At 66.2% G+C, this 26,934-nt stretch carries 26 protein-coding genes; 13 read left to right on the top strand and 13 right to left on the bottom strand.

What is annotated here, in order from left to right; all coding sequences use genetic code 11:
* Positions 1-8: 8 nt before the first annotated feature.
* From P0X85_RS06430 to P0X85_RS06420, 3 genes are all read right to left on the bottom strand, one after another.
* A complete protein-coding gene (locus tag P0X85_RS06430; RefSeq protein WP_275810290.1) occupies positions 9-2,357 on the bottom strand; it encodes a TonB-dependent receptor in 2,349 nt (782 codons plus the stop codon).
* A gap of 69 nt (positions 2,358-2,426) precedes the next feature.
* The gene (locus P0X85_RS06425) at positions 2,427-2,801 is read right to left on the bottom strand and encodes a hypothetical protein (RefSeq protein WP_275810285.1); all 375 of its coding nucleotides are present in this window, start codon (positions 2,799-2,801) and stop codon (positions 2,427-2,429) included.
* A gap of 72 nt (positions 2,802-2,873) precedes the next feature.
* Positions 2,874-3,083: a hypothetical protein gene (locus tag P0X85_RS06420; RefSeq protein WP_275810281.1), complete on the bottom strand. Its 210-nt coding sequence runs from the start codon at positions 3,081-3,083 to the stop codon at positions 2,874-2,876.
* 130 nt (positions 3,084-3,213) lie between these two features.
* Here P0X85_RS06420 and P0X85_RS06415 point away from each other — a divergent pair, with 130 nt between their 5' ends.
* The 6 genes from P0X85_RS06415 to P0X85_RS06390 all read left to right on the top strand — a co-directional run bounded on the left by P0X85_RS06415 (position 3,214) and on the right by P0X85_RS06390 (position 7,646).
* A complete protein-coding gene (locus tag P0X85_RS06415; protein WP_275810278.1) occupies positions 3,214-3,597 on the top strand; it encodes a PepSY domain-containing protein in 384 nt (127 codons plus the stop codon).
* On the top strand, positions 3,597-4,262 hold the full coding sequence (locus tag P0X85_RS06410) for a response regulator transcription factor (protein WP_275810275.1): 666 nt from the start codon (positions 3,597-3,599) through the stop codon (positions 4,260-4,262). Before P0X85_RS06415 ends, P0X85_RS06410 begins: the two co-directional genes overlap by 1 nt.
* On the top strand, positions 4,259-5,632 hold the full coding sequence (locus P0X85_RS06405) for a sensor histidine kinase (protein WP_275810272.1): 1,374 nt from the start codon (positions 4,259-4,261) through the stop codon (positions 5,630-5,632). Before P0X85_RS06410 ends, P0X85_RS06405 begins: the two co-directional genes overlap by 4 nt.
* Positions 5,633-5,718: 86 nt before the next feature.
* The gene (locus tag P0X85_RS06400; protein WP_275810269.1) at positions 5,719-6,813 is read left to right on the top strand and encodes a cytochrome b/b6 domain-containing protein; all 1,095 of its coding nucleotides are present in this window, start codon (positions 5,719-5,721) and stop codon (positions 6,811-6,813) included.
* A complete protein-coding gene (locus P0X85_RS06395; protein WP_275810266.1) occupies positions 6,810-7,202 on the top strand; it encodes a DUF1924 domain-containing protein in 393 nt (130 codons plus the stop codon). Before P0X85_RS06400 ends, P0X85_RS06395 begins: the two co-directional genes overlap by 4 nt.
* A gap of 12 nt (positions 7,203-7,214) precedes the next feature.
* Entirely contained in the window at positions 7,215-7,646 is a 432-nt protein-coding gene (locus P0X85_RS06390; protein WP_275810262.1) for a diheme cytochrome c, read from the top strand.
* 163 nt (positions 7,647-7,809) lie between these two features.
* On the opposite strand, the gene P0X85_RS06385 is transcribed toward P0X85_RS06390, so the two are convergent.
* Together P0X85_RS06385 and P0X85_RS06380 are read right to left on the bottom strand one after the other, a co-directional pair.
* Entirely contained in the window at positions 7,810-8,202 is a 393-nt protein-coding gene (locus P0X85_RS06385) for an SgcJ/EcaC family oxidoreductase (protein ID WP_275810259.1), read from the bottom strand.
* Positions 8,199-9,584: an FAD-binding oxidoreductase gene (locus P0X85_RS06380; RefSeq protein ID WP_275810256.1), complete on the bottom strand. Its 1,386-nt coding sequence runs from the start codon at positions 9,582-9,584 to the stop codon at positions 8,199-8,201. The genes P0X85_RS06385 and P0X85_RS06380 overlap by 4 nt, the downstream gene beginning before the upstream one ends.
* 167 nt (positions 9,585-9,751) lie before the next feature.
* Here P0X85_RS06380 and P0X85_RS06375 point away from each other — a divergent pair, with 167 nt between their 5' ends.
* The gene (locus P0X85_RS06375; protein ID WP_275810253.1) at positions 9,752-11,134 is read left to right on the top strand and encodes a bifunctional enoyl-CoA hydratase/phosphate acetyltransferase; all 1,383 of its coding nucleotides are present in this window, start codon (positions 9,752-9,754) and stop codon (positions 11,132-11,134) included.
* Positions 11,134-12,297, top strand: a complete 1,164-nt coding sequence (locus P0X85_RS06370; protein WP_275810250.1) for an acetate/propionate family kinase — start codon at positions 11,134-11,136, stop codon at positions 12,295-12,297. Before P0X85_RS06375 ends, P0X85_RS06370 begins: the two co-directional genes overlap by 1 nt.
* A 129-nt stretch (positions 12,298-12,426) precedes the next feature.
* On the opposite strand, the gene P0X85_RS06365 is transcribed toward P0X85_RS06370, so the two are convergent.
* Together P0X85_RS06365 and cobT are read right to left on the bottom strand one after the other, a co-directional pair.
* A complete protein-coding gene (locus tag P0X85_RS06365; protein WP_275810247.1) occupies positions 12,427-14,226 on the bottom strand; it encodes an aminopeptidase P family protein in 1,800 nt (599 codons plus the stop codon).
* Positions 14,226-16,103, bottom strand: a complete 1,878-nt coding sequence (gene cobT / locus P0X85_RS06360) for a cobaltochelatase subunit CobT (protein WP_275810243.1) — start codon at positions 16,101-16,103, stop codon at positions 14,226-14,228. The genes P0X85_RS06365 and cobT overlap by 1 nt, the downstream gene beginning before the upstream one ends.
* 150 nt (positions 16,104-16,253) lie before the next feature.
* Between cobT and P0X85_RS06355 the strand changes: the two genes are divergently transcribed.
* Positions 16,254-16,829: an NADPH-dependent FMN reductase gene (locus tag P0X85_RS06355; RefSeq protein WP_275810241.1), complete on the top strand. Its 576-nt coding sequence runs from the start codon at positions 16,254-16,256 to the stop codon at positions 16,827-16,829.
* Between the two features lie 69 nt (positions 16,830-16,898).
* Here P0X85_RS06355 and cobS read toward each other — a convergent pair whose 3' ends face one another.
* The gene (gene cobS, locus P0X85_RS06350) at positions 16,899-17,870 is read right to left on the bottom strand and encodes a cobaltochelatase subunit CobS (RefSeq protein WP_275810238.1); all 972 of its coding nucleotides are present in this window, start codon (positions 17,868-17,870) and stop codon (positions 16,899-16,901) included.
* Positions 17,871-18,113: 243 nt separating this feature from the next.
* Here cobS and P0X85_RS06345 point away from each other — a divergent pair, with 243 nt between their 5' ends.
* Positions 18,114-18,665, top strand: coding sequence for a fasciclin domain-containing protein (locus tag P0X85_RS06345; RefSeq protein ID WP_275810235.1), 552 nt, complete (start codon positions 18,114-18,116; stop codon positions 18,663-18,665).
* Between the two features lie 117 nt (positions 18,666-18,782).
* Entirely contained in the window at positions 18,783-19,757 is a 975-nt protein-coding gene (locus P0X85_RS06340; RefSeq protein ID WP_275810232.1) for a DUF808 domain-containing protein, read from the top strand.
* Between the two features lie 162 nt (positions 19,758-19,919).
* Here the strand turns inward: P0X85_RS06340 and P0X85_RS06335 are convergent, their stop codons facing one another.
* The gene (locus tag P0X85_RS06335; protein WP_275810229.1) at positions 19,920-20,546 is read right to left on the bottom strand and encodes a DnaJ domain-containing protein; all 627 of its coding nucleotides are present in this window, start codon (positions 20,544-20,546) and stop codon (positions 19,920-19,922) included.
* A gap of 135 nt (positions 20,547-20,681) precedes the next feature.
* Here P0X85_RS06335 and P0X85_RS06330 point away from each other — a divergent pair, with 135 nt between their 5' ends.
* The gene (locus P0X85_RS06330; RefSeq protein WP_275810226.1) at positions 20,682-20,936 is read left to right on the top strand and encodes a BolA family protein; all 255 of its coding nucleotides are present in this window, start codon (positions 20,682-20,684) and stop codon (positions 20,934-20,936) included.
* Here the strand turns inward: P0X85_RS06330 and P0X85_RS06325 are convergent.
* Positions 20,933-21,310: a DUF4177 domain-containing protein gene (locus P0X85_RS06325; RefSeq protein WP_275810223.1), complete on the bottom strand. Its 378-nt coding sequence runs from the start codon at positions 21,308-21,310 to the stop codon at positions 20,933-20,935. The genes P0X85_RS06330 and P0X85_RS06325 overlap by 4 nt on opposite strands.
* 156 nt (positions 21,311-21,466) lie before the next feature.
* On the opposite strand from P0X85_RS06325, the gene P0X85_RS06320 reads away from it, so the two are divergent.
* Entirely contained in the window at positions 21,467-21,994 is a 528-nt protein-coding gene (locus P0X85_RS06320; protein ID WP_275810220.1) for a hypothetical protein, read from the top strand.
* 158 nt (positions 21,995-22,152) lie between these two features.
* On the opposite strand, the gene gatB is transcribed toward P0X85_RS06320, so the two are convergent.
* The 3 genes from gatB to pepN all read right to left on the bottom strand — a co-directional run bounded on the left by gatB (position 22,153) and on the right by pepN (position 26,921).
* Complete coding sequence (gene gatB, locus P0X85_RS06315; RefSeq protein ID WP_275810217.1) at positions 22,153-23,670, bottom strand: Asp-tRNA(Asn)/Glu-tRNA(Gln) amidotransferase subunit GatB; 1,518 nt, start codon at positions 23,668-23,670, stop codon at positions 22,153-22,155.
* A gap of 100 nt (positions 23,671-23,770) precedes the next feature.
* Positions 23,771-24,190 carry a hypothetical protein gene (locus P0X85_RS06310; RefSeq protein WP_275810214.1) on the bottom strand — a complete coding sequence of 140 codons (420 nt, stop codon included), beginning with the start codon at positions 24,188-24,190 and terminating at the stop codon, positions 23,771-23,773.
* A 178-nt stretch (positions 24,191-24,368) separates the two neighbouring features.
* Positions 24,369-26,921 (bottom strand): aminopeptidase N, encoded by a 2,553-nt coding sequence (pepN, locus tag P0X85_RS06305; protein ID WP_275810211.1) that lies wholly within the window; start codon positions 26,919-26,921, stop codon positions 24,369-24,371.
* Between the last annotated feature and the right edge of the window lie 13 nt (positions 26,922-26,934).

The raw sequence follows: 26,934 nt of genomic DNA, 5'->3' as shown, positions 1-26,934 counted from the left end.
CCCGCTCCTCAGAACTTGGCGCTCAGGCCGACGCGGAAGGTACGCTCCGCGTAGCCCTCGTTATAGCCGCGCACCGGAACCGGGTCCTCGGTGGCCGAAACGCGCTTGGCGTATTTCACGTCGAACACGTTCTCGACCGCCGCATAGAGCCCAACCCGCTCATTCACCGCGTAATTCGCCCGCAGGTTCACAAGCCACGGACGCTGATAGCTGTCGGTGTTGCTTTCGTTGGTGTAGTAGGACGAAATCCAGTCCGCCTCGGCCTCCAGCGAAAGCTGTTCGTTCGGGCTGTAGGTAGCGCGCAGGTTCAGGTGATGCTTGGGGCTGGCAGAAGCGGTCTTGCCCGAGAAATCCCCCTCATCCGTGACGAAATCGACATAGGTATTGCGCGCGAACGTGTGCGACAGATCGAACCGCCATGCTTTGGACGCACGCCAGTAAAGCTGCGTCTCCAGCCCGCGATAGCGCACCTTGCCCGCCGCCACCGAATAGCTCCCGGTCGGATCGCCGGGGCAGAGCGTCGCGTCGCCCCCACATTCAAGCGATACCGCCTGATCGTTGATCGTCGAGCGATAGAGCCCCAGATCATAGCCGAACGCGCCCTGTGCCAACTCGCCCCGCAGCCCGAAGGAATAGGTCAGCGAGCTTTCCGCCGGAAGGTCACGCGCATTTTCCGAGGTGATCGTGGCGGTCGTCGAAGGCACGAAATACCCCTCCGCGACCGAGGCCCAGAACAGGCTGTTGGGCGCATATTCCCACGTCGCGCCCGCCTTGGTCACCAGTTCCGAATAGCTCTTCGAGCCATCCAGATCGGTCAGCGGCGAGCGGTCATCCACGTCCAGATCGTAGTTTTCCCACCGCGCACCCAGACTAAAGCGGAGGTCCTCGATCGGGCTGAACTCCCATTGCGCGAAGGGCGCGATCGAGGTCTCGTCGATCGTGTAGGCGCTGACCAGCGAGCCGCGCGTAAGGCTGTTCGGGCGGCGGCTATAGGTCTCGTCGATCTTGCGCGACTTGAACGCGTCCACGCCGAAACTCAGCCGCGAGTCCATCGGGTCGAGGTCCAGCGTATACAGCCCGCGCAGATTGTGGCTGGTGTGATCGACCTCGACCTGCCGCAGCGAAGCGATGATCGAGGAACAGCCCGAGGGGCAGGCATCTGTCCCGGTGACGTTCGAATAGCCATAGCTCAGCTCGACCTTTGCATCGGGTGAAATCCGATGCGTGACCGAGGCCGAAAGCGTGTCGGAGACCGTGTCGATATAGAGGTTGCGATACTGCGCCTGCTGCCAATCCGCGTCGAACTGTTCTTGGGTCAGGCGTCCGGGGTGCTCCTCGTAAAGCCACAGCCGCTCGGCGCGCAGTGTGACCTCGGTGTCATCGGTGGGCGACCAGACCAGCTTGCCGCTCACCGCGTCGCGCTCCTTCGCGCTGCGGTCGCGCCAGCCGTCCAGATCAAGCGTCGTCGCGCTGAACGTATAGCCCAGATTGCCCGCCGAGCCGATCGGCCCCGCCATGTTAAGCGCGCCCCGGCGATGCCCATCGGCCCCGGCCTCAAGGCTCACTTGCCCCTCGCGGGTCTCGGGCACATCGCGCGAAATCACATTGACCGTGCCGCCCACCGCTTTCGACGAATACAGCACCGACGCCGGGCCACGGGTGATCTCGACCCGCTCGGCATCCCAGAGGTTCACCTCATCGAGGAAGCCGAACTTGCCAAGCGATTGCGAGCGCACCGAGAACCCGTCCACGAGGTTGTTCGTATAGCCCTTGCCGCCCGTTGGAATACGGATGTTGCGCACCATCGAAATGCCCGGCACGCGGAGCAAAAGATCCGTCTCGGCCGACACAGAGCCGACCGTTTCCAGCGTTTCGCGCGCGAGCGCGGTGCCCGCCACGGGCGCATCGACGCTGAGCTCGCCAAGGATGGTGCGGTCCTGCACACGGGTCGGGCGCGCGGCAAAGCGGCTTTCGGGATTGATCGGCGCGACCGGTTCGATGACCGGGGCGAGGGCGGCGACGGGCGCAGGGGCGGGAACCGGGGCCGCGACCCGACGCGGAGCGGGGGCGCGCGGACGTGGGGCCGCCGGGGCAGGGGCGGGCGCTTCGGCCGAGACCTCGACCGTCGGCAGGACCAGATCGGCCCCGGCCTCCGCGGCGGCCTCCTCGGGGGCCGCGGTTTCGGGCAGGATCGGCAGCACCGCTTCGGGCGGGCAATCGCTCACCGCCGGATCGCAGGCAACATCCTGGGCATGGCCCGCGGTCGCGGGCAGAAGGGTGAGGGTGGTCGTGCAGAGCGCGCAGGCCATAACCGTGCGCAGATGCGCCGCGAAAGGCGCGCAGGAAGAGCGTTTCATAAAGGTCATCCACTGTCTGAAGTCGTTTCGCGGGCAGGCGCTTCAGCGCCGCACCCGATCAAGGGAACGTCAGATCAGCGATGGGGGCGCGCGCGCGGCATTGATCGCAAGAATCGCGATGCGGACGCGCTGGTCAGAGCTTTCGCTCGGGGTAAAGCGTTGCGGCACACGCTCGAAATCGGGGGCCGCGTTCGACAGGTCGCTCAGCACGGTGGTTGCGCCGATGGCGAAGGGACAGGTGCCATCCGCGCCCTCACTCCCGCCTTGTCCAGCTTCGCTTACCGCGTTGCCGTCCGCGTCGAGCCAGATCGTATCGGTCCCGTATTCGGTGCAGATCACGATCTCGAAGCGCCCCTCCTCCGAGGCCTGCACCATATAGCCGCCGGGCACGACAGCGCGGGCCAGAATGGCCAGCAAAGTCAGAACCGTCAGCATCAGACGCATGCAAATCTCCTCGGGCGGTGGGCGACAATGCGCGCTCACACTCCCGTGACTTGCGAAAATCGGAGCAAACCGTCAACGGCTTGGATCAAGTGCGACGTTACGCCACACGCCAGCCTCGGCCATGCGCCGATCCCCCTCGACCGGGACCGCGCAAGCGCTCGGCGCGCAACTTTTCGGCGCGCGCGGATGCAGGATCAGGCTCGGCGTCGGGCTCTGCGCATCGATTGCGAAACAGGCCGCCGCAAGCAGGCAACCAGCGGTAAAAAGAAGGGTTCGTTTCATCTGCGGTCTCCTTCGGATTGCTGCGCCGGGCTTGCCCCGGCGACCCGATTAGGATTGCATAAGGAGGCTGACCGCCCGCTGACGGCGGCTGTCAGCGAACTGTCAGCCATGAGGGGCTAAGGATCGGCCCATGCGCCTCTATCTTTCTCTTCTTCTCGCCTGTGCCCTGCCGCTCGCGGCATGGGGCGATGGCCGCGACCACGATGCCGCGCGGGCCGCGCGCGAATCGGCGCGCGCCTTGCCGCTCTCGGACATCCTCCCCCGGATCGAGCGCGAGTTCGGCGGCCGCGTCATCAAGGTTGAGTTCGAGGAAGAGGACGAGGGCTATATCTACGAGTTCAAGCTGATCGCCCCCGATGGCGGCCTGAGCGAGATCGAGGTGGAGGCCGCGACCGGGGTGGTGCTCTCGGTCGAGGGGCCGGAGGGGCGCAAACGGTTCGACCGCCGCGACGGTGACCGCAAAGAACGCCGCGACGATGACGATGACGACGACGACGATCGGGAGGACGACTGATGCGCGCCCTCGTGGTCGAGGATGACCCGCGGATTCAAGCCGACGTGCTCGCCGCGCTGACCGCCGCCGGGTTTCGCGCCGAACCCTGCGACGATGGCGAGGAGGCGTGGTTCCTGGGCGATACCGAGGACTATGACCTCGTCGTGCTCGATCTGGGCCTGCCGGGGCTGGACGGGCTGAGCGTGCTCAAACGCTGGCGCGCGAACGGGCGCGACATGCCGGTTCTGGTGCTGACCGCGCGAGGCGCCTGGACCGAGCGGGTCGAGGGGATCGACGCGGGCGCGGACGATTACCTGCCCAAACCCTTCCGCATGGAAGAACTCGTGGCCCGTGCCCGCGCGCTGGTGCGCCGGGCGGCGGGCGCGGCCAGTGCCGTTCTGCGTGCGGGGTCACTCGAAATCGACACGGTGCGCAAACAGGTCGCCCTTTCGGGCCAGCCGCTCGCGGTCACCGCGCTCGAATACCGGCTGCTGTCCTATCTCATACATCACCCTGACCGCCCGGTGCCGCCCACCGAACTGCTCGACCATATCTATGGCGACGAGGACGCCCGCGAGGCCAACGCGCTCGAAGCGATGATCGCGCGGCTCCGGCGCAAGCTGGGGCCCGGCGTGATCGGCACGCGGCGCGGCTTTGGGTATTTCCTCGAAGAGGCCGCCCCGTGAGCCAGCCTGACCTGCCGCCCGCCGCTTCGCGCCGCCAGAGCCTCCGCCTTCGGCTCATCCTCGCGGGGGCCGTGGCGGTTTGCATGGCACTGGCGCTTGCGGGATGGATGCTGGTCGCGCTCTTTGGCGCCCATGCCGAGCGGCTGGCCGTGGCCGAGCTTTCCGTCCAGCTCGACCACCTCATCGCGGGGCTCGAAACCGACCCCGCCAGCGGCGCGCTGATCCAGACCGCGCCGCCGGGCGATCCGCGCTTCGATCTGCCCTTTGGCGGGCGTTACTGGCAGATCGCCGCCCCCGACGGCACGCTCCTGCGCTCGCGCTCGCTGTGGGACGCCTCGCTGCCTCTGCCTGCCGATACGCTCGCGGATGGGGCCGAGCATGTGCACAAGATGGACGCGCTGAGCGGGACCCAGCTTCTGGTCAGCGAGCGCATGGTGACCCTTCCCCAAGCCTTGGGGGGCGGGCGCGTGCGCTTGGCCGTGGCGATGGATGCCGCCGATCTGCTGGCGGCCCGCGCAGCCTTTCTGCGCGACATCGCCCCCTATCTGGCCGGCCTCGCCGCCATCCTGATCGCAGCCGGCTGGGCGCAAGTGACCATCGGCCTGCGGCCCCTCTCCGATATCGGCCGACGCGTCGCTGCGATCCGCTCGGGCGAGGCCGCGCGCCTCGGCACCGACCTGCCCGCCGAAATCCGCCCGCTCGCCGAAGAGATCGACGCCCTTCTCGGTCAGCGCGAGGCCGAACTGACCCGCGCACGCAACCGGGCGGGCGACCTCGCGCATGGGCTGAAAACCCCGCTTCAGGCGCTTCTGGGCGAGGCGGGCCGGCTGCGCGAGGGCGGCCAGACCACGGCCGCCGAAGCCATCGACGAGATCGCGGGCGCGATGCGCCGCCATGTCGAACACGAGCTGATCCGCGCCCGCATCGCTTCGGGGGACCGCCACGGGCGCGCCGATCTGTCCGAGGTCGTGACCCGGATCATCTCGGTGATCCGGCGCACCCCTGATGGGGCGGAACGGGCCTTCAAGACCGATCTTCCGGCGGTTCTCAGGGTTGCCGCCGATCCCGCCGACCTGACCGAAGCCCTTGGTGCGCTTCTGGAAAACGCCACCCGCCACGCGCTTCACGAGATCCACCTCTCGGCGCGGGCCGAGGCCGGACGTATCCGCCTCACGATCCGCGATGACGGGCCGGGCATCGCGCCCGACCGCATTGCCACACTCCGCAGCCGGGGCGCGCGCGCCGATACACGCGGCCACGGCCTCGGCCTCGGCATCGCGGATGAGATCATCGCGGCGCTCGGCGGCGCGATGGACCTTGGCAACGCCAACCCCGGCCTGCGCATCGACCTGAGCCTCCCCGCGGCCTGACCAGTCCCTGACAGACACTGTCAGGTCAGTGTCAGCAACGCCCCGCCATAAAGGGCCCAACGCGAATCCTTCGCATGAGGACCGACATGGCACAGAAAATCGTCTGGGACCGTTATATCCGGCTCTTCCACTGGGGCCTCGTCGCCACCATCGCGGGCGCGGCGGTGACCGGCTTCCTGATGGGCGCCGAGGCGCTCCTGATCCACATCGTCACCGGAACGCTCGCCGTGATCCTTGTGACAAGCCGGATCGTGTGGGGCTTTCTGGGTGGCACCTATGCGCGATTTTCGAGCTTCACGCCGCGCCCGCGTGATGTGCTGGCGCATCTGCGCGGCGGCGGCGTGCGCCATCTGGGCCACAACCCGCTGGGCGCGCTCATGGTGCTGGCGCTGCTGGCCACCATCCTCGGCATCGGCCTGAGCGGGCTTGCGGTTCTCGGCGGCACGCTCAAGACCGGGCCACTCTCGGGCCTCTCCTTCGAACTCGGTCGCACCCTGCGCGAGGGGCATGAACTGCTCGCCACCGGCCTTCTGGTGCTGATCGGCCTGCATCTGGGCGGCGTGATCTTCGAGAGCCTGCGCAGCCGCGAAAACCTCGCCCGCGCCATGGTGACGGGCCGCAAGCCAAGCCGCTCGGGCGATCACCCGGACGCGCCCCGCAAGGCGCACCCGCGCGCCGCCCTTGCCCTCGGTGCCGCCCTCGTCCTCGGCCTCGGCGGGCTCGCCATCGCCGCGACGAACCGCCCCGTGCCCGGCGCTCCGGTCGCCGAATGGGACGCGCTCACCCAAGACGAATGCAGCGCCTGCCACATGACCTATCACCCCTCGCTCTTGCCGCGTACGAACTGGCGCGCGCTCATGGCCGGGCTCGACGATCATTTCGGCGAGGATGCCAGCCTGCCCGCCGATGCCACCGGGCAGATCACGGACTGGCTCGAAGCCCATGCCGCCGAAACCGCCGACACGCTTCCCGCGCACCGCCTCGGGCTGGGGGTGGATGAGAGCACGCTTCGCCTCACCGAAACCCGCTTCTGGAAACGCACCCACCGCGACATCCCGGACGCCACGTTCACCCGCAAACCCGTCCTCAGCCGCGCCAATTGCCGCGCCTGCCACGCGGATGCGGAGACCGGCTGGTTCAGCCCCTTCCAAATCTCAATCCCCAAGGAGACCTTGCAATGAAACCTCTGATCCTGTGCCTTGCCGCGCTCGCGGCCACGCCCGCCCTCGCCGGGGACACCACGCCCGAGGCGCTCATCGCCACCTATAGCGCCGAGGCCGGCCAGCCCGCCGATCCCGCACGCGGAGAGGCCCTGTTCCTCGCCGAGACCGGGGGCGGCAAACCGGACACGCCGTCCTGCACGACCTGTCACACGGCCGATCCGACCCGCGCAGGTCAGGCCCGCACCGGCAAGGCAATCGAGCCGCTCGCCCCGCGCGCCAACCCCGCCCGCTTCACCGATACCGCCCATGTCGAGAAATGGTTCGGACGCAATTGCAACTCCGTGCTCGGTCGGGACTGCACAGCCGCCGAGAAATCCGACATCATCACCTGGCTCACCGGCCTCTGAAGGAGAGAAACCATGCGTAAATTCCTGATCCTCATCGCATTTGCGACGCCCGCCCTGGCCGATAGCGACTATATCGCCCCGGTGACGGACCCGCTCACCCAAGCCGAATGCTCGGCCTGCCACATGGCTTACCCGCCAAGCCTCCTGCCGGCTGAGAGCTGGCACAAGATCATGACATCGCTGTCAGATCACTTCGGCGAAGACGCAAGCCTGCCCGAGGCCGATGCGGCGGCAATCGAGGCCTATCTTACCGGCCAGACGCGCCCCGCCGCGCAAATGCGCGCAGACCCCGAAACCCCGCCGCTGCGGATCACCGAACTGCCATGGTTCAAACGCGAGCATGAGGGTGAAGTGTCCCGGCGCGCACTCGAAAAAGCAGGCTCCATGGCGAATTGCACGGCTTGCCATCGCGGTGCCGAACGCGGCTATTTCGAGGACGACTGAGCACCGAGGGAACCCGGGCAGGGGGCTCTGCCCCCTCTGGGCTTCGCCCATTCACCCCGGGGATATTTCGGGCAATTGGAAACATATGAGATTTCCAATCGCGTCAAATATCCTCAGGGGTTAATTTGGCCTTGGCCAAAGAGGGGGCGGACAGCCCCCTTCTTCAGGCGGCTTCGACCACGAACTGCGCCGAAACGATCTCCCAGCCAGTCGCGCCAAGCCCCATCGTCGCGGCCAGGATGGCGCCGATCCGGCCCGCATCGCTGCCATCGGCATGAACGATCCCGGTCAGGACGAAGCGCTGCGTGAGCACGCTCGCCTCGGGGCCGACGGGGCGGAGCCTGGTTTTCCCGGTCACGAGCCGCGCGCGGGCAAAAGCCCCGGCCAACTCCCCCGCCAAAAGCTCTGCGATCTGCGCGCGCCCCTCGGCCAAGCCTCCGGTCAGGCTCAGGAAATCCGCGTCCTCGGCAAAGAACTCGGCCAGCGCACGGGCGTCGCGCGCGCCCCAGGCTTGCGCGAAGGCGCGGGGCAGTTGGGTCGGGTCGTCAAGGCTCATGCGTCTGTCTCCGCGCCGGGAATGAGTTTGCCGGGGTTCAGGATGCCCAGCGGATCGAGCGCCGTCTTGATCGCGCCCATCACCTGCCAGCCGACCCCGTGTTCGGCCTCCATATAGCCGCGCTTGCCAAGCCCCACGCCGTGCTCGCCGGTGACCGTGCCCCCCAGCCGCAACGCGCGTTCTGCAAGCCGCCCGGCGACGGTTTTCGCGCGCGCCAGTTCCTCGGCATCATCGCGGTCGAGCAGCAGGATCGCGTGGAAATTCCCGTCGCCCACATGGCCAAGGATCGGCCCTTGCAGACCGGCCTCGGCAATATCGGCACGGGTCTCGGCCACCGCTTCGGCCAGCCGCGAGATCGGCACGCAGATATCCGTCACCAGCCCCATGCAGCCGGGCCGCGCAGCGAGGCAGGCAGGGTAAGCCCCGTGGCGCATCTTCCACAGCCGGTTGCGATCCTCGGTCGTCGTAGCCCAGGCGAAATCCGCCCCGCCCATCTCGGCGACCACCTCGCCGAAGCGCTCGGATTGCTCGGCCACCGCCTGCTCGGAGCCGTGAAACTCGATCATCAGATGGGGCTTTTCGGGCAGCTCCGTCCCGTTGGCCGCGTTGAACATCCGGGCGACCTGCTCGTCCACGAACTCGATCCGCGCCATCGGAATACCCATCTGGATCGTCATCTGCACGGTCTCGACCGCCGCCTCAAAGCTCTCAAACGCGCAGACCGCCGAAGACACCGCCTCGGGCTGACCATGCAGCCGCAGCGTCAGTTCCGTGATGATCCCAAGCGTCCCCTCGGAGCCGAGCATCAGCGCCGTCAGATCGTAGCCAGCGGCCGATTTGCGCGCCCCCGACCCGGTGCGGATCACCGTGCCGTCCGCGAGCACGACCTCCAGCGCGGCGACATTGTCGCGCATCGAGCCATAGCGCACCGTCGTCGTCCCCGACGCCCGCGTCGCGGCCATCCCGCCAAGGCTCGCATTCGCGCCCGGATCGACCGGGAAGAACAGCCCCGTCGCGCGCAGGTCGGCATTGAGCGCCTCACGGGTCACACCCGGCTGAACCACGGCCAGCATGTCCTCGGGCCGGACCTCCAGCACCTTGTCCATCCGCCCCAGATCAAGGCTCAGCCCGCCCTTGACCGCTAGCGCGTGACCCTCAAGCGACGTGCCCGTGCCCCAAGCCACGACCGGCATCCGATAGGCATGGCAGATCGCAAGGATTTTCGAGACTTCCTCGGTGCTTATGGGCCATGCCACCGCATCGGGCGGGGTTTCGGGAAACCAGGTTTCATTCTGCCCATGCAGGCGCCGCTCGGCCTCGCTCCGGCTCAGCCGGTCCCCCAGCAGCGCCGCCAGCGCCTCAACTGCCGCTTCGAATGGCATTGGATCGTCCTTTTGTTGCGCACCCCTTCTAGGACGTGGGGTCACGACAGGAAAGGGGGGCATTTTTTCCGGGGCAGCTTGTCGCTGATCAAGGCAATCGTCATGATTGCGCCTTATCCATGCGGCAGATTACGCCGCAACGCGGCATCACATGCAAGGAGCCAGGAATGATTTTCGAAAGCCGGATGTGGGAGGAGCTGCAACCGGGAATGAATGCCGAGATGAAACGGCTCTGCACCGCCGATGATTTCTACGTCTTCGCCGCCGCGTCGGGCAACCATAACCCGGTCCATCTCGAGGCCGAGGATGGCGACGGCGATGGCGTCACCGAAGCCTATGCGCCCGGCATGTTCGTGGCCTCGCTCATCACCGCCGTTCTGGGCAATATCCTGCCCGGCCCCGGCACGCTCTATCGCAGCCAGTCGCTCCAGTTTCACGCCCGCGCCAATGCGGGCGAGGAACTGTGCGCCCGCGTCGAGGTGCTCGAAAAACTGCCCGACAATGTCGTGCGCCTGCGCACCGAGGTGCGCCGCTGCGCCGATGAGGCGCTGATCGTCTCGGGTGAGGCCTGCGTGATCGCGCCGAAACGACACCTCAAATTCGACGCGCTCGAAGTGCCCGGCCTGATCTCGCAGCGCCACCGCCATTTCGAAAAACTGCTCGATCGCGCCGAACCCTTGCCCGCGCTCGATACCGCCGTCGTCTGCCCCGAGAACGGCCACTCGCTCGAAGGCGCGCTGCTCTCGGCAGAGCATTCGATCATCGCGCCGCTGCTGATCGGCGATCCCGCCCGGATCGAGGCCGCCGCTGCCGAGATTGGCCACGATATTTCGCGCTATGAGATCATTCCCGCGCTGACCCATCGGGATGCGGCGCATATGGCGGTCAAGCTCGTCCATGACGGGCGCGCCGAATGTATCATGAAGGGTCATCTGCATACCGATGACCTGCTCAAGCCGATGCTCGACAAGCAGACGGGCCTGCGCGTCGGGCGGCGCTTTACGCATATCTTCGTGATGGATGTGCCGGGGGTGCCGCACCCGCTTCTGGTGACGGATGCGGCGATCAATATCGCGCCCGATCTCGAAACCAAGGTCGATATCGTGCAGAACGCGATCGACCTGGCGATCTCGATCGGGATCGAGGTGCCCAAGGTCGGCGTGCTCAGCGCGGTCGAGACGGTGAACCCCTCGATCCCGTCCTCGCTCGATGCGGCGCTCTTGTCGAAAATGGCCGAGCGCGGGCAGATCAAGGGGGGCATCGTCGATGGCCCGCTCGCCATGGATAACGCGGTCGATATCGGGGCGGCGCGCACCAAGGGCCTGCGCGGCGAGGTGGCGGGCCATGCCGAGGTGCTGGTCGCGCCCGGCATCGACGCCGCCAATATGCTCGCCAAGCAACTCGCCTATATCAGCCATGCCGAAGGCGCGGGGCTGGTGCTGGGCGCGCGCGTGCCGGTGATCCTCAATTCACGTTCCGACAGCGCCATGGCGCGTCTGGCCTCGGCTGCCGTCGCCGCGATCCACCAGAACCGGGTCCGGAGGGGCTGATGCGCGCGATCCTGACGCTCAACGCGGGGTCGTCCTCGCTCAAGCTCGGGCTGTTCTCCGAGACGCTCGAGACGCTGGGCTTCGGCCATGTCGATCGGATCGGCGGGCAGGGGGCGCTGCGCGTGGTCGATGGGGCCGGGCAGACATTGCCGATCCCCGACACCCGCCCGGAGGATTTCGAGACCCATGCCAAGGCCCTCGCCACCGCGCTGGCCGCCTTTCACGCGGGCTTTCCGGGGCTCGAGGTGATCGCGGTCGGGCACCGGGTCGTGCATGGCGGCATCGACCATGCCGCGCCCGAGCGCATCACCGACGACCTGATGGCCGAACTCGCCAAACTCGCGCCTTTCGCGCCGCTCCATCAGCCGCATAACCTTGCGGGCGTGCGCGCCGCGCTCGACGCCTTCCCGGACGCGCCGCAGATCGCCTGCTTCGACACCGCCTTTCACCGCAACCACCCCTTCGTGAACGACACTTTCGCACTCCCGCGCCGGTTCTACGAAAAGGGCGTGCGCCGCTACGGCTTCCACGGGCTGAGCTACGACTACATCTCGGGCGAACTCGCGACGACCGAGCCCAAGCTCCACGCAGGCCGCGTCGTGGTCGCGCATCTGGGCTCGGGCGCGTCGATGTGCGGGCTTCAGGGCGGGCAATCCATCGCCTCCACCATGGGCTTCTCGGCGCTGGACGGCCTGCCGATGGGCACCCGCTCGGGGCAACTCGATCCGGGCGTGCTGCTCTACCTGATGGATCAGGAGGGCATGTCGAGCGGCGAGATCTCCGACCTGCTTTACAAGGAAAGCGGCCTCAAGGGCATGTCCGGTCTCTCGAACGACATGCGCGAACTCGAAGCCTCGGACGATCCGCACGCCGCCGAGGCGATCGACTATTTCACCTTCCGCATCCGGCGCGAACTCGGCGCACTCGCTGCCGCTCTCGGCGGGCTCGACGCGCTCGTCTTCTGCGGTGGCATCGGCGAGAACTCCGCCCATATCCGCGCCCGCGTCTGCGAGGGGATGGGCTGGATCGGCATCACGCTCGATGCCGGGAAGAACGCGGCGAATGCGCGCCATATCTCGATCGGCCCGGTCGAGGTCATGGTGATCCCCACCAACGAAGAACTGGTGATCGCGCGGGCGGCCCATGCGGTGCTGAGCCCCTGAGCGCCGCGCGCGTGGCCCGTTCGGGACGCTCCGCGGGGGATATTTGCAGCAGACTGACAGGGAGGGCAGCCCCCCTCATTCTGCCTTAAATATCCCCGCCGGAGGCATCCGCGCTCGCCAAGACGCGCTTCAAAGCGGCGCGCAGGCCAGCTCCAACCAATCGCGCGCGGGTGCTGAGAGATCGGACCCCACCCGCGCCAGAACCTCGGCGTGATAGGCGTCGACCCAGTCGCGCTCATGCCGGGCCAATTGGCCCACATCGATCAGGCGGCGGTCGAAGGGCACCCAGGTCAGCGTCTGCATCGCCAACTGGTCGCGCCGGTCACCCAAGGGCGCGGCCTCCACCACCAGCACAAGGTTCTCCAGCCGGATGCCAAAGCTGCCATCGCGGTAATATCCCGGCTCGTTCGACAGGATCATCCCCGGCTCCAGCGGCAGTTCCGAGATCCGTGCCAGACGCACCGGTCCCTCATGCACGCTCAGCGCCGCGCCGACGCCATGCCCGGTCCCGTGGTTGAAGTCGAGCCCCGCCCGCCACAGCGCCGCCCGCGCCAGCGGGTCGAGATCGCGCCCCGCAAGCCCACGCGGCCAGCGCGCCAGACTGATCGCGATCAGCCCTTGCAGCACGCGTGTGTATGGGTCGACGATGGCCTCCGGCACCGGCCCTACGGCCATGGTCCGCGTGATATCGGTCGTCCCATCGGGATATTGCGCGCCGCTATCGACCAGCAGCGCCTCGCCCGGACGCACCGCGCGATTGCTCGCCTCCGAGACCCGGTAATGCATGATCGCCGCATTCGGCCCCGCCCCGCAAATCGTGTCGAAGCTGATATCCATCAGACAGCCCGAGGCCGCCCGGAATGCTTCGAGCCGCGTCACCACGTCGATCTCGGTGAGCGTGCCTTTGGGGGCCTCGGCGTCGAGCCAGCACAGGAATTCCACCATCGCCACCGCGTCGCGGTGATGCGCCGCCTCCATGCCCGCGATCTCGGCCGGGTTCTTGCGGGCCTTGGCCATGAGGCAGGGATCGGTCGCGCGGATCACCTCGGTTCCCGATTGGGCCAACTCCAGAAGCACCGCAACCGGCGCGCTCGCCGGATCGACCTGAACCGGCCCGGTGAGGCTCCGAAGTCCCGGCGCGAAAGCCGCCTGCGGGCGCAGCGTGACCTTTGGCCCCAGATGCGCGCGCAGCGCCGCATCGAACTTGTCCCCATCGGCAAAGAGCGTCAGATGCCCGTCGGCATGCAGCACCGCAAAGCCCTGCACCAGCGGATTGCGCGCGATGTCATTGCCCCGAATGTTCAACAGCCAGCAGATGGAGTCGGACAGCGTGAGCACCAGCGCCGCCGCGCCCGCCTTGGCCAGACCCGCACCGATCCGCGCGCGTTTCGCAGCACTCTCTTCGCCCGCAAGTTCCGCCGGGTGCACGCGGGCGGGCGCGCAGGGCGGGGCAGGGCGTTCGGCCCAGATCGCGTCCACCAGATTGTCGACCGGCACCAGCTCCACGCCACTGCCCGCGAGCGCCGCCTCGATCCGGGCGATCTCGTCGGGGGTGTGCAGCCACGGGTCGAACCCCACGCGCCCCCCCTCGGGCAGCGCCACGACAAGCCACGGCCCCGGCTGGGTCTCGGGCCAATCGACCGGGGTAAAGACCTGCGTGTCCACCTCGGCGCGCACCTGCAACCGGTAGCGCCCGTCCACGAAGACGCCCGCCCGGTCCATCAGCGCGATGCAGAATCCCGCAGACCCGGTGAACCCCGTCAGCCATGCCAGCCGCGCGTCGCACTCGGCGACATATTCACCCTGATGGGCGTCCGCACGCGGCACGATAAAGCCCGCAAGCCCCTCAAGCGCCATCTTTGCCCGCAGCGCCGCCAGACGCGGCGGCCCGTCATGGGGCCGCGACTTGACCGTGAAATCCTGAAACATCAGCCTACCTTTCTGATCCCGAGAACCCGCGCCCGCGCGCGCGGGTCGCTGTCGAAGAGCGACGCCAGCTGCTCGGTCATCGCGCCCGCCAGTTGCTCGGCATCGGTGATCGTCACGGCGCGCTGGTAATAGCGTGTCACGTCATGGCCGATCCCGATGGCGATGAGTTCCACCGCGCGGCGTTTCTCCACCATGGCGATCACGTCGCGCAGGTGTTTTTCCAGATAAATCGCAGGGTTGACGGACAAAGTTGAATCGTCCACCGGCGCCCCGTCCGAGATCACCATCAGGATTTTCCGCGCTTCAGGCCGGTTCAGCATCCGCCGATGCGCCCATTCCAGCGCCTCGCCGTCGATGTTTTCCTTCAGCAGCCCTTCCTTCATCATCAGGCCCAGATTGGCCCGCGTCCGGCGCATCGGCGCATCGGCCTGCTTGTAGATGATGTGGCGCAGATCGTTGAGGCGACCGGGCTGTTGCGGACGGTTTTCGCCGAGCCATTTCTCGCGGCTCTGGCCACCCTTCCACGCCCGCGTCGTGAAGCCGAGGATCTCGACCTTGACCGAGCAGCGCTCCAGCGTGCGCGCCAGAACATCGGCACAGATCGCCGCGATCGAGATCGGCCGTCCGCGCATAGAGCCGGAATTGTCCAGCAGCAGCGTCACCACCGTGTCGCGGAACTCGGTATCCTTCTCGATCTTGAACGACAGCGGCGTGGTCGGGTTTGCCACCACGCGCGCCAGCCGCCCGGCATCGAGCATCCCCTCTTCGCGGTCGAACTCCCACGAGCGGTTCTGCTGGGCCTGAAGCCGGCGTTGCAATTTGTTCGCCAGCCGCGACACCGCCCCCTTGAGCGGTTCAAGCTGCTGGTCGAGATAGGCGCGCAGCCGTTCAAGCTCCGCCGGTTCGGCCAACTCCTCGGCGAGGATTTCCTCGTCGAATTCGGTGGTGAAGACCGTGTAATTCGGGTCCGCCGCCGAATGGGGGGCAGGGGCGGGGGGCTCGAGCGGCGCATCCGCCTGCGGCATCTCCACCTCTTCGCCCAGTTCCTGATCGGCAAGGTCATCCGAACTGACCGTCGTCTGCGAGGGGTCTTGCTGTTGCTCCTGCGTCGACTCGGGGCTGGCCTCGGTCTCTTGTTCGTCGCTTTCCTGATCCTGATCCTGATTGTCCGAGCTTTCGGGATCGACCTCGGCCTCTTCGGGGTCGGCCTCGTCATCCATCTGCTCGTCCGGGTCGTCGCCCAGCTGGTCGCCATAGCCCAGATCCGCGATCACCTTACGGGCCAGCTTGGCAAAGGCGGTCTGATCGGCCAGCGTTTCCGAAATATCCGCCAGATCCGCGCCCGCCGTCTGCTCCATGAAGGGCCGCCACAGGTCGAGCACGTTCTGCGCATCCGCCGGAAGCGGGCGCCCGGTCGCCAGTTGCCGCACCAGATAGCCCGCCGCCACCGCCAAGGGCGCCTGATCGCGGGCGCGCACCTGACCATAGCCCTTGCGCGCCGCCTCATGGGCGATCTTCGCGTCGATATTGGACAGCGTGCCCGGCATGTCGCGCGCGCCAAGCGCCTCGCAGCGCGCGGTTTCCATCGCCTCGTACAGCGCTGCCGCCATCTCGCCGCCCGGCGCATAGCGCCCATGGGTCTTGGCATCGTGATAGCGGTGGCGCAGCGCCAGCGCATCCGCCGTGCCGCGCGCCAGCAGAACCTCGTCGCGCGTCATCCGGCGCGAGACCTGCGGCAGCCGCATCACGTCGCCGGACTGGCCGGACGGGTCGACCGTGTAGGTCACGGTCATCTCGGGCGCATCCGCAAGCGTCTTCGTGGCCTCGGCCAGGGCTTTCTTGAACGGATCGGCGGGGTTGTCGCTGGGCTTGCTCATGGCACCGTTAAAGCACCGCGCCAGCCTCCCGGCAAGCCGAGTCGCATCGCGCTCGCGCGCCTGTGCGCCCACGCGCAGGGCCTCTGCGGAACAGGGCCTCGCCGCGTTGCGTTTCTCCCCTAACTACAGATCACAGCAAAGGAGTCCCCCATGAGCGATAAACTGAAGATCGGCGTCATCCTCTCCTCCACCCGCAAGGGCCGAATGGCCGAGGTCGTCCATGACTGGTTCGCGCTGAAAACCCGCGAGCGCGAGGATATGGCGTTTGGCCTGCTCGACCTGCGCGAGGCGAATCTGCCCTTCTTCGACGAAGACGCCCCGCCCGCCGCCAAAACCCCCGAACATGCCGCCGCGCGCGCATGGGAAGAGGCGATTCAGGGCTATGACGGCTTCATCGTGCTGACCTGCGAATATAACCACTCGATCTCGGCGGCGCTGAAAAACGCCTTCGATTACGGCTATCGCGGCTGGGTCCGCAAACCCTTGGGCGCGGTCGGCTATGGCGGCGTGGGCGCGGCCCGCGCGGTCGAGCACCTGCGCCTCATCGGCGTGAATTTCGGCATGGTTCCGGTTGCGGGCGCCGTCCATATCGGCGGGGCGGATTTCATGACGCTCTCGAAAACGCGCGACCCGCAGTCGCTTGGCGATCACCTCGACAAATCGCTGGGCGCGCTGCTCGACGACATCGCGTGGTGGGGCAAGATCACCAAAGCCGCCCGCGCCTGAGAAACAAAGCGCCAGAGAAACCAAAAGGCCCGCCGATCTGGCGGGCCTTTCGATAACTATCTGACAGGCTCAGCCCGCAAGGCTCGCCGCGCTCTCGGGCAGTTCCTCGTCGAACAGCCGCTGATAGAACTCGGCCACGGTCTGACGCTCCAGCTCGTCGCATTTGTTCAGGAAGGTCAGCCGGAACGCATAGCCCACATTGTTGAAGATGCGCGCGTTTTGCGCCCATGCGATCACGGTCCGCGGGCTCATCACGGTGGACAGATCGCCATTCATAAAGGCCGTCCGCGTCAGGTCCGCGACATGCACCATCTGGCTGATCGTCTTGCGGCCCGCTTCGGTATTGTAATTGGGGTTCTTCGACAGAACGATCGCGGCCTCGGCATCGTGGCTGAGATAGTTCAGCGTCGCCACCAGCGACCAGCGGTCCATCTGGCCTTGGTTGATCTGCTGCGTGCCGTGATACAGCCCCGTCGTATCGCCCAGACCCACCGTGTTCGCCGTTGCGAACAGCCGGAAATAGGGGTTCGGCGTGATCACCTCGTTCTGGTCCAGAAGCGTCAGCTTGCCGTCTGCCTCCAGAACCCGCTGGATCACGAACATCACATCCGCGCGGCCCGCATCGTATTCGTCGAAGATGATGGCAGTCGGGTTGCGCAGCGCCCAGGGCAGGATGCCCTCGTGGAACACGGTGACCTGCTTGCCATCCACCAGCTTGATCGCATCCTTCCCGATCAGGTCGATCCGCGACACGTGGCTGTCGAGGTTCACCCGCACCGCCGGCCAGTTCAGCCGCGCCGCGATCTGCTCGATATGGGTCGATTTCCCGGTGCCGTGATAGCCCTGGATCATCACCCGGCGGTTATAGGCAAAGCCCGCAAGGATCGCGAGCGTGGTGTCGCGGTCGAACTTGTAGGTCGTGTCGATATCCGGCACCCGGTCGGTGCGCTCGGCGAAACCTTTGACCTTCATGTCCGAGTCGATGCCGAACACCTCGCGGACGTCGATATCTTCGGTCGGTTTTGCGGTGGCGTCGAGCATGATGAAGACCCTTCTGACTGTCAGGCGGCGCGCGCAGCGCCAAGGCGATTTGTGGACTATCGGGCAGGCGTGTTCAAGGCCCCGCGCACGATCATTGCGCAGAGCGTTCCGCGCCACATGCCCATGCCAGCCGCTCACGCACACGTTATCGGCAGGCGTGAAACTCCCTGCGCCGGCCTTGCGTGTCTGGGCATGTCCGCTCGCAACAGGGCGACATCCGAAATCACTCAAGGGAGATACGTGATGCAAAAGACCATTCTGACTGCCGCTCTGACCGCTGGCCTTCTGGGCACCGCCGCCTTGGCTTCCGACAATCCGATGGTCGGGGGGGCGGCGATGTATGCCGACAAGACCATCGTCGAGAATGCCGTGAACTCCGCCGATCACACCACTCTCGTCGCCGCCGTGCAGGCCGCGGGTCTTGTCGATACGCTCAATTCGGCGGGTCCGTTCACCGTCTTCGCGCCCACCAACGCGGCATTCGAGGCACTGCCCGCAGGCACCGTCGAGGGCCTCCTTGCCCCCGAGGCCAAGGATCAGTTGACCACCATCCTGACCTGCCACGTCGTCGCGCAAGAGGTGTTCTCGGAGGCTCTGGTCAAGATGATCGCCGATGATGGCGGCGCGCATCCGATCCCCACGGTCGGCGGCTGCACGCTCACCGGCACCATCGAGGACGGCATGGTCAAAATCTCGGATGAGGCCGGGACCACTGCCACCGTGACCATTGCCGACGTGGATCAGTCGAACGGCGTGATCCATGTGATCGACGCGGTGCTTCTGCCCAAGATGTAATCCTCCGGCGCGTGGGGGCGTGACCCGCATCCATGCATAACCCGTTGGCAAGGCGTCCGCGCCTTGCCACACGCGGCCACTCCGCCTAGGTTGCCCTGAACGGCAAAGGGGTTCGATATGAGTGGTCTGTTAGCACTTCTGGATGACGTGGCGGGCATCGCCAAAGTGGCGGCGGCCTCGGTCGACGACATCGCGGGGCAGGCCGCCAAGGCTGGAGCCAAGGCCGCGGGTGCCGTGATCGACGATGCGGCGGTGACGCCGAAATACGTGCACGGCTTCGCACCCGCCCGCGAATTGCCCATCGTCGGCAAGATCGCGCTCGGCTCGATCCGCAACAAGCTGCTGATCCTGCTGCCCGCCGCGCTGCTGCTCTCCTCCTTCGCGCCCTGGCTCATCATGCCGCTCTTGATGCTGGGCGGGAGCTATCTGTGTTTTGAGGGGGCGGAAAAAGTCTACCACCTGTTCTACCCGCACGAACCCTATGCCGATGGCCATGTCGAGGGCGAAGGCAACCCGACCCATCTCGAAGCCGAAAAAGTGGCCGGCGCGGTGAAAACCGACTTCATCCTCTCCGCCGAGATCATGACCATCGCGCTCTCGGCGCTGCCCGCGGGCCAGCCGGTCTGGATGCAGGCCATTGCGCTCGCCTTCGTGGCAATCGGGATCACCATCGCGGTCTATGGCGGCGTGGCACTGATCGTGAAAGCCGATGATGTGGGGCTCTGGCTCGCGGCCAAGGGCAGACTCGGCACCACGCGCGCCCTTGGGCGCGGCATTGTCCGCATCATGCCGGGTTTCATGAAACTGCTGATGATCGTCGGCACGGCGGCGATGATCTGGGTCGGCGGCTCGATCGTGCTGCACGGGCTCGGAGAACTCGGCTGGCACGGCCCCTATGACTGGATTCACCATATGGCCGAAGCGGCGGCCCACGCCGTCCCGCCCGCCCTCGCAGGCTTCACCGCATGGGCGACGACGGCCTTCTTCGACGGGATCTTCGGGCTGATCTACGGCCTCTTCCTGATCCCCATCGTCGCCAAGGTGATCGACCCGGCCATCGCCGCGCTGACCGGCAAGAAAAGCGCACATTGAGACAGGGGCAGGGGGCTGTCTGCCCCCTCTTTGGCCAAGGCCAAATTCACCCCCGAGGATATTTGACGCGATTGGAACGAGAGGAGCCTTCCATGTCCAATCGCCCGAAATATCCCGGGGTGAGGCCGCAAGGCCGAGGGGCAGCGCCCCTCTCCCCGCCCGTCACTTGAAGTTGCGGCTGTCCTTGAGCTGATCCCAAGCCCAGACCACCTCTTGCAGCATCTCTTCCTGCGAGCGGTCGCCCCCGTTCATATCCGGGTGCAGAACCTTGATCAGCGCCTTGTAGCTCTTGCGGATCTCGGTCTTGGTCATCGTATCCTTCGCGTCGAGAATCTCCAGCGCGCGCCGCTCGGTCGGAGGCAGCTTGCGCCCGACAACGGTGCGGCCCGCGTTCTTCGTGGCATTCTCGCCCAAAAGCTCCATCGGGTCCGTAATCCCGTGGCGCGACCAGCCGAGGCGCTCGTCATTGGCACGGTTGAAGGGCTTGGTCGGACGCTCCCACACGGTCGCATTGTCCAGAAACGCCTGGAATTCCTCTTCGGACTGACCCTGGAAATAGTTCCAGTTCAGATTGTATTCGCGCACATGGTCCTTGCAGAACCAGAAATAGTCGTCGAGCACCTTCGGGCTCTTGGGCGCGCGGTATTGCCCCGGTTCCTCACAGCCCTGCTTGTCGCAAATCCGGGTCGAAGTCTCGAACGCACCTGACATCCCGCGCTTGCCTTTCTGGCGGCGCTTCTTGTCGGCGGCGGCCGAAATGTTGAAACCGAAAGGATCGCTGGTGCTCATCACACGCCTCTTTGTTCTGCTGCGACAGGCGGCTCTCAGGCGGGCCGCCTTGACGGCCTTGGCCGACTCGGGTCACGCAGTTTAGGCTATTTCGCGCGAGGGGAAAGGTCTTGACCGGGCCGGAAAGGGGAAAAAATGGCGATTGTCGATGAGATGCGCGAGCGTTTGCAAAGCCTTGGGCCCTCGCATCTCGAGATCATTGACGAGAGCGCGCAGCATGCGGGCCACGCGGGCGCGCGTCCGGGCGGCGAGAGCCATTTCCGCATCCGTATGCGCGCGCCGATCCTGCTCGGGCAAAGCCGCCTTGCGCGCCACCGCGCGGTTCACGCGGCCTTAGGCCCGGCGCTGATCGCGCGTATCCACGCGCTCGCCATCGAGATCGAGGATTAATCCCCGCGCGAGGCCCGCAGCTTCGGCGCAGCGCCTTCGGGCGCCTCGACCAGAATCGTCTTTTTGCCTGCGGGCGCGTCCTCATTCGCGGGCGCGGCGTGCCCGGTGACGGGCTGGCCCGCCTCTTGTGCGGGTTCCAGATCGCGGGCGCGGCGAAACACCAGCAGGTTATGATAGACCGTGGTCTTGCCGGTCAGCCCGGTGCGCTCTTCAGCGGGCAGGGTCTCGGCGCGCTGGAACTCCCAGCCCTCGGCGGCCTTGGCGTTGATCAGATCGGCCAGCGTTGCCGCATAGCGATCCGCGCCGGTCTTCGCGCCCTTGTGCTTCTCGGCCCGGCCCGGCGCGGGAATGACCGTGTATTCGTAATGCTGCATCGCTCACCTCACATCTTGGCGCCTTCATAAAGGACGGGGGGCGTGGGTCAAGGAACGAGGGCGTGAGGGCAATATCGCGATTGCCCGCCCGGCGCGGCTCTGCTTCACTTGCGCCCGATAGCGCCGGGTGCTTGACCCCGCGAGACAGGAGCGCCTATGCCCGAGCCACTCGATCTTGAGATGCACCGTCCGCCCTCTGGACTGCGGATCGCGTTTGCGCTTATCGGCCTGCCGCTTGCGCTGGTCGGCCTGCTGGCGGCCTATCGCTGTCTCGGGGCGATCTTCCTCCTCCTTGGGGGCGGGCAGATCGAGGGCAGTCTGGCACTTGGGCTGGTGATCGCGGTTGGCTTTACAGGGATCGGTGGCGCGCTGGTGTGGGCGTTCTTCATCCCCGAAAAGAAGCTGCGCCTCGATCCGGGACGGGGCAGTGCCGAGCTGACGCTTGGCTACCCGTTCGGGATCACGCGGCTGCGGCATTACCAACTGAGCGCGCTGCGCCCCCCAGAGGTGGTCTGGGTTAGCGACAGTGACAAGGTCACGGGGGGCTACTGGCGGCTCGATCTGGTCCTGCCCGACGGGCAGCGACTGGAGCGGCGCGCGCTGATCGGGAGCGATGCCGACCAAAGAGCCGCGCTCGAGCGGCTGCGTGACGAGATCGCCGCCCTCATCGACCCCGTCTCCTGACGGGCTAAACGCGGTCTGGGGTTCCGGCAGACCTGCCAGCGCAAATCCAGCGCAAAACCAGACGAAAGCCAGCTTTCACGCGGGGAGGTTCAGAACGAAAACCCCCCGCGCCGCGGGGCGGCACGGGGGGCGATCTTTTGTCCCGTTGAGGGGGCGCCTCAGAGGCCGAGCTTGGCCTTGACCAGCGCGTCCACTGCCGAGGGGTTGGCCTTGCCGCCGGTCGCTTTCATCACCTGACCGACGAACCAGCCTGCCAGTTTCGGGTTGGCCTTGGCCTTCTCGACCTGCGCCGGGTTGGCGGCGATCACCTCGTCCACGGCGGCCTCGATGGCGCCGGTATCGGTGACCTGTTTCATGCCGCGCGCCTCGACGATCTGGGCCGGGTCGCCACCTTCGGTATAGACGATCTCAAAGAGGTCCTTGGCGATCTTGCCCGAGATGTCGCCCGACTTGATGAGCGCCACGATCCCGCCCAGTTGCTCGGGGCTGACCGGGGTCTCGGTGATGTCATGGCCCTCTTTCTTCAGGCGGCCAAACAGCTCGTTGATGACCCAGTTGGCAGCGAGCTTGCCGTCGCCCCCGGTCGCCACCACGCCCTCGAAGTAATCGGCATTCTCGACCTCGGCGGTCAGCACCGAAGCATCATATTCCGACAGGCCGAACTCTTTGACAAAGCGCGCTTTTTTCTCGTCCGGAAGTTCGGGCATCGTGCCCGCGATCTCATCCACCCAAGCCTGCTCGATTTCCAGAGGCAGCAGGTCCGGGCAGGGGAAATAGCGGTAATCATGCGCCTCTTCCTTGGAGCGCATCGAGCGGGTCTCGTTCTTGTCCGGATCGTAGAGGCGGGTCTCCTGCACGACCTTGCCGCCATCCTCGACGATGGCGATCTGGCGGCGTGCCTCGTATTCGATGGCGGCCTGAATGAAGCGCATGGAGTTCATGTTTTTGATCTCGCAGCGCGTGCCCAGATAGGAGAAATCGCCCGTCTCGCGGTATTTCTCATAGGCTCCGGGGCGGCAGATCGAGACGTTCACATCCGCGCGCAGGTTGCCGTTCTGCATGTTGCCGTCGCAGGTGCCGAGATAGCGCAGGATCTGGCGCAGCTTGCCGACATAGGCGGCGGCTTCTTCGGGCCCACGGATGTCGGGGCGCGAGACGATCTCCATCAGGGCGACGCCGGTGCGGTTGAGGTCCACGAAGGACATATGCGGGTCCATGTCGTGGATCGACTTGCCCGCGTCCTGCTCGAGGTGAATCCGCTCGACGCGGACCTTGCGCGCCACACCCGGACCCATGTCCACGATGATCTCGCCCTCGCCCACGATCGGGTGGTAGAGCTGCGAAATCTGGTAGCCCTGCGGCAGGTCGGGGTAGAAGTAATTCTTCCGGTCGAAGGCCGAGAAGAGGTTGATTTCCGCCTTCAGGCCCAGCCCGGTGCGCACCGCTTGCGCCACGCAGAACTCGTTGATAACGGGCAACATTCCCGGCATAGCCGCATCCACGAAGGCGACGTTGGAATTGGGTTCTGCGCCAAAGGTGGTCGAGGCGCCCGAGAACAGCTTGGCCTTGGAGGCGACCTGTGCATGGACCTCCATCCCGATCACGAGTTCCCAGTCCTCCTTCGCGCCGGAGATAACCTTGGGCTCGGGGGATTTGTAATCGAGATGGTCGAGCATGTCCTGATCCTGTCTGATGAGGCTTGCGATGCTTCTAGGACAGGGGCGCGGGCGGGGCAAGGGGGCGGGTGCCAGTTGGCGGCATGCCCTCAACCGTGCCTCAGAGAATGGGCACGCCGCGCTTGTGCAACTCCATCCGCAGGCAGCGGGCGGGCGGCAGGCAATTGGGGTGCAGGTCGGCCCGCGCGCCGTCGATCATGAACAGCGTGCACAGGTCGGGGGCGAAGACTCCGCTGCGCACTTTGGCATGCTCGATCCGGGCCAGAGGATAGATCCCAAGGCTTTGCATGTTGCGATAGACTTCAAGCCGCCCGGCGCTGAGCTTCAGCCCGCCCGACGGGTTCATCAACAGCAGCCAGAGCACGATCGCCAGATAGGCCGAGACCGGCCACCACGCCCAGCCTGCCGCGCCGGTCACATAAACCGCATAGGCGGAGACCATCCCCAGAAACAACGCCAGATAGGTTCCGGGGCGGCGCGCTTGGCTGTGATATTCGAAATCGCGGATCATGATGGCCACGATTTAGCCCCGGATTTTGTGCGAACTGTGAAAGACTTGGGACAGAATTGGGCGACGTCGCGCAGAAGTCGAAACAGTGCGCGTGCGACTGTCCTATTGTTGTGTCTGGACCACCCAAACAGCGTAGGGGCGGAGGGCGGTGGCGTTGCTTCCCCGCGCCCCCCGGAATCACTCTTGTTCAGTCGATGCCCAGAAGCCGCCCCGTCATTTCCGCCAGATCGCGGCTCAACCCCTCTTGCCCAAGAATGCGCTCGAGCGCGGCGCGGGCAAGCGCTTGTCGCGCCGGGTCAAGGCGGCGCCATGTCTCGAAGGCGGTCGAAAGGCGCGCGGCGGTCTGCGGGTTGACCGGGTCGAGCCGGATCAGCCAGTCCGCATAGAACCGATACCCGGCCCCGTCACGCCGGTGAAAGCCCGCGTGATTGGCTGCCAAGCCCCCCATGAGCGCACGGAATCTGTTCGGGTTCTTCCAGTCGAAGAGCGGATCGTCAGCGAGTTTGCGCGCGAGATCGGGCGCGGTCTCGGGCGGGCAGAGGGCAAGCTGCGTCATGAACCACTTGTCCATCACCAGCCTGTCGCCCTGCCAGCGGGCGCGGAAGGTTGCCAACGCGGCCTCGGCGCGGCCCTGTGCGATCAGGCTCGACAGCGCGCCGAGGCTTTCCGTCATGTTGTGCGCGCTGGCGAACAAGGCCTCGGCCCGAGCGCCGCCATCGAGACGGGAGAGGAGCCCAAGCGCCGCGAGGCGCAGTGACCGCTGCCCAGCTGGTCCTGCGTCGGGCTGATAGGGGCCTGGCACGGCCATCGCATCATATAGCGCCGCCAGCCGGTCCTCATGCGCCCGCGCCAGATCCTTAGCGAGCGTCTCGCGCGCTTCGTGGATCGCATCGGGGTCAGGCGTCTGGCCCGCGTCGAAGAGGGCCTGCGCGATCTCATCCTCTCCAGGCAGGCTCAGGCAGAGCGCCCGGAACGCGGGGTCGGCATCGTCATCCGCCAGAACCGGCCCGAGCGCTTCGAGATAGCCGGGCTCTGCGGTTCCTGCCGTTGCCCGCGCCATCAGACACTCGCGCGCGAGCATGCGCCCCGCCTCCCAGCGGTTGAACGGGTCAGTATCGTGGGTCAGCAGGAAGGCGCGCTCGGTCGTGCTCACCTTGCGATCAAGCACGACTGGCGCCGAGAAATCGCGCAGGATCGAGGCCACGGGTTTCGCACCCAGCCCCTCGAACGTGAAGCTCTCCCGCGTTTTCGTCAGTTCCAGAACGGTGCTCGAAACGATCTCTTCTCCATTGGGCGACAGAAGCCCCACCGTGATCGGAATATGGCGCGGCGGCTTCTTGGGCTGGCCGGGCGTGGGCGGGGTCGATTGTTCGAAAGTCAATGTATATCGGCCATCCGCCCAATCCTCCGACACGGTGACGCGCGGGGTGCCCGCATCGGTATACCAATGTTTGAATTGTGCAAGATCGCGCCCGGTCGCTTCCTCGAACACCGCCAGCCAATCCTCAATCGTGCAGGCCTGCCCGTCATGGCGCGCGAAATAGAGGTCGAGCGCCTTGCGATAGCCCTCATCGCCGACGAGCCGCTTGAGCATGCCGACAAGCTCGGCACCTTTCTCATAGACGGTTGCCGTGTAGAAGTTGTTGATTTCCTTGTAGTGATCGGGGCGCGGCGGGTGCGCGAGCGGGCCTTGATCCTCGCGGAACTGACGTGCGCGCAGCGTCATGACATCCTCGATCCGCTTGACCGGACCCAGCCGCAGATCGGCAGTGAAGCACTGATCGCGGAACACCGTCAGCCCTTCCTTCAGGCAAAGCTGGAACCAGTCGCGGCAGGTGATCCGGTTGCCGGTCCAGTTGTGAAAATACTCATGCGCGATGATCGCCTCTATCCGCTCATAGTCCTTGTCGGTCGCGGTCTCGGGGCTGGCCAGAACCCACTTGGAGTTGAAAATGTTCAACCCCTTGTTCTCCATCGCGCCCATGTTGAAGTCATCGACCGCCACGATATTGAACAGGTCGAGATCATATTCGCGGCCGTATTCGGTCTCGTCCCACCGCATCGAGCGCTTCAGCGCCTCCATCGCAAAGGCGCAGCGATCTTCGTCGCCGGGGCGGACATAGATATTCAGCGCGACCTCGCGGCCTGACTGAGTCGTGAAGCTGTCGGAATGGGCGACAAGATCGCCCGCGACCAATGCGAAGAGATAGGCTGGCTTCGGCCACGGGTCGTCCCATTCCGCCCAGCCCGGCCCCGAGGCGACTGGGTTGCCGTTCGACAGAAGCACCGGCAGGTCGCCCTCGATCCGCACCCGGAAGGGGGCCATCACATCGGGGCGGTCGGGGTAATAGGTGATCTTGCGGAAACCTTCGGCCTCGCATTGCGTGCAATACATGCCGTTCGACATATACAGCCCCTCAAGCGCGGTATTGGCCTCTGGCGCGATTTCGACGTCGGTTTCGAGGGAGAAGGGGCCCTCGGGCAGCGCCGCCGGGTGAATGGTGAGACCGGTCGGAGTCACGCGATAGTCGTTCGGACCGAGCGGCGCGCCATCAATCGCCACCGAAATCAGGTGTAGCATCTCGCCGTCAAGCACCAAGGCTGCGCCGTCCACCTGCGGGGCCAGTTCAAGCCGGGCCGAGACACGGGTGGCGCGCGGTGCAAGCCGCACTCGCAGGGTCACACGCTCCAGCGTGAAAGGGTAAGGCGTATAATCGGCGAGGCGGATCGTGCCGTCCATGACTGCTCCTTTG

It is taken from the genome of Pseudothioclava nitratireducens (assembly GCF_029210495.1).
GTDB classification, from domain to species: Bacteria; Pseudomonadota; Alphaproteobacteria; order Rhodobacterales; family Rhodobacteraceae; genus Pseudothioclava; species Pseudothioclava nitratireducens.
The sequence above is the reverse complement of the archived record's forward strand: the minus strand, read 5'-3'. Positions and strand labels throughout refer to the sequence as shown.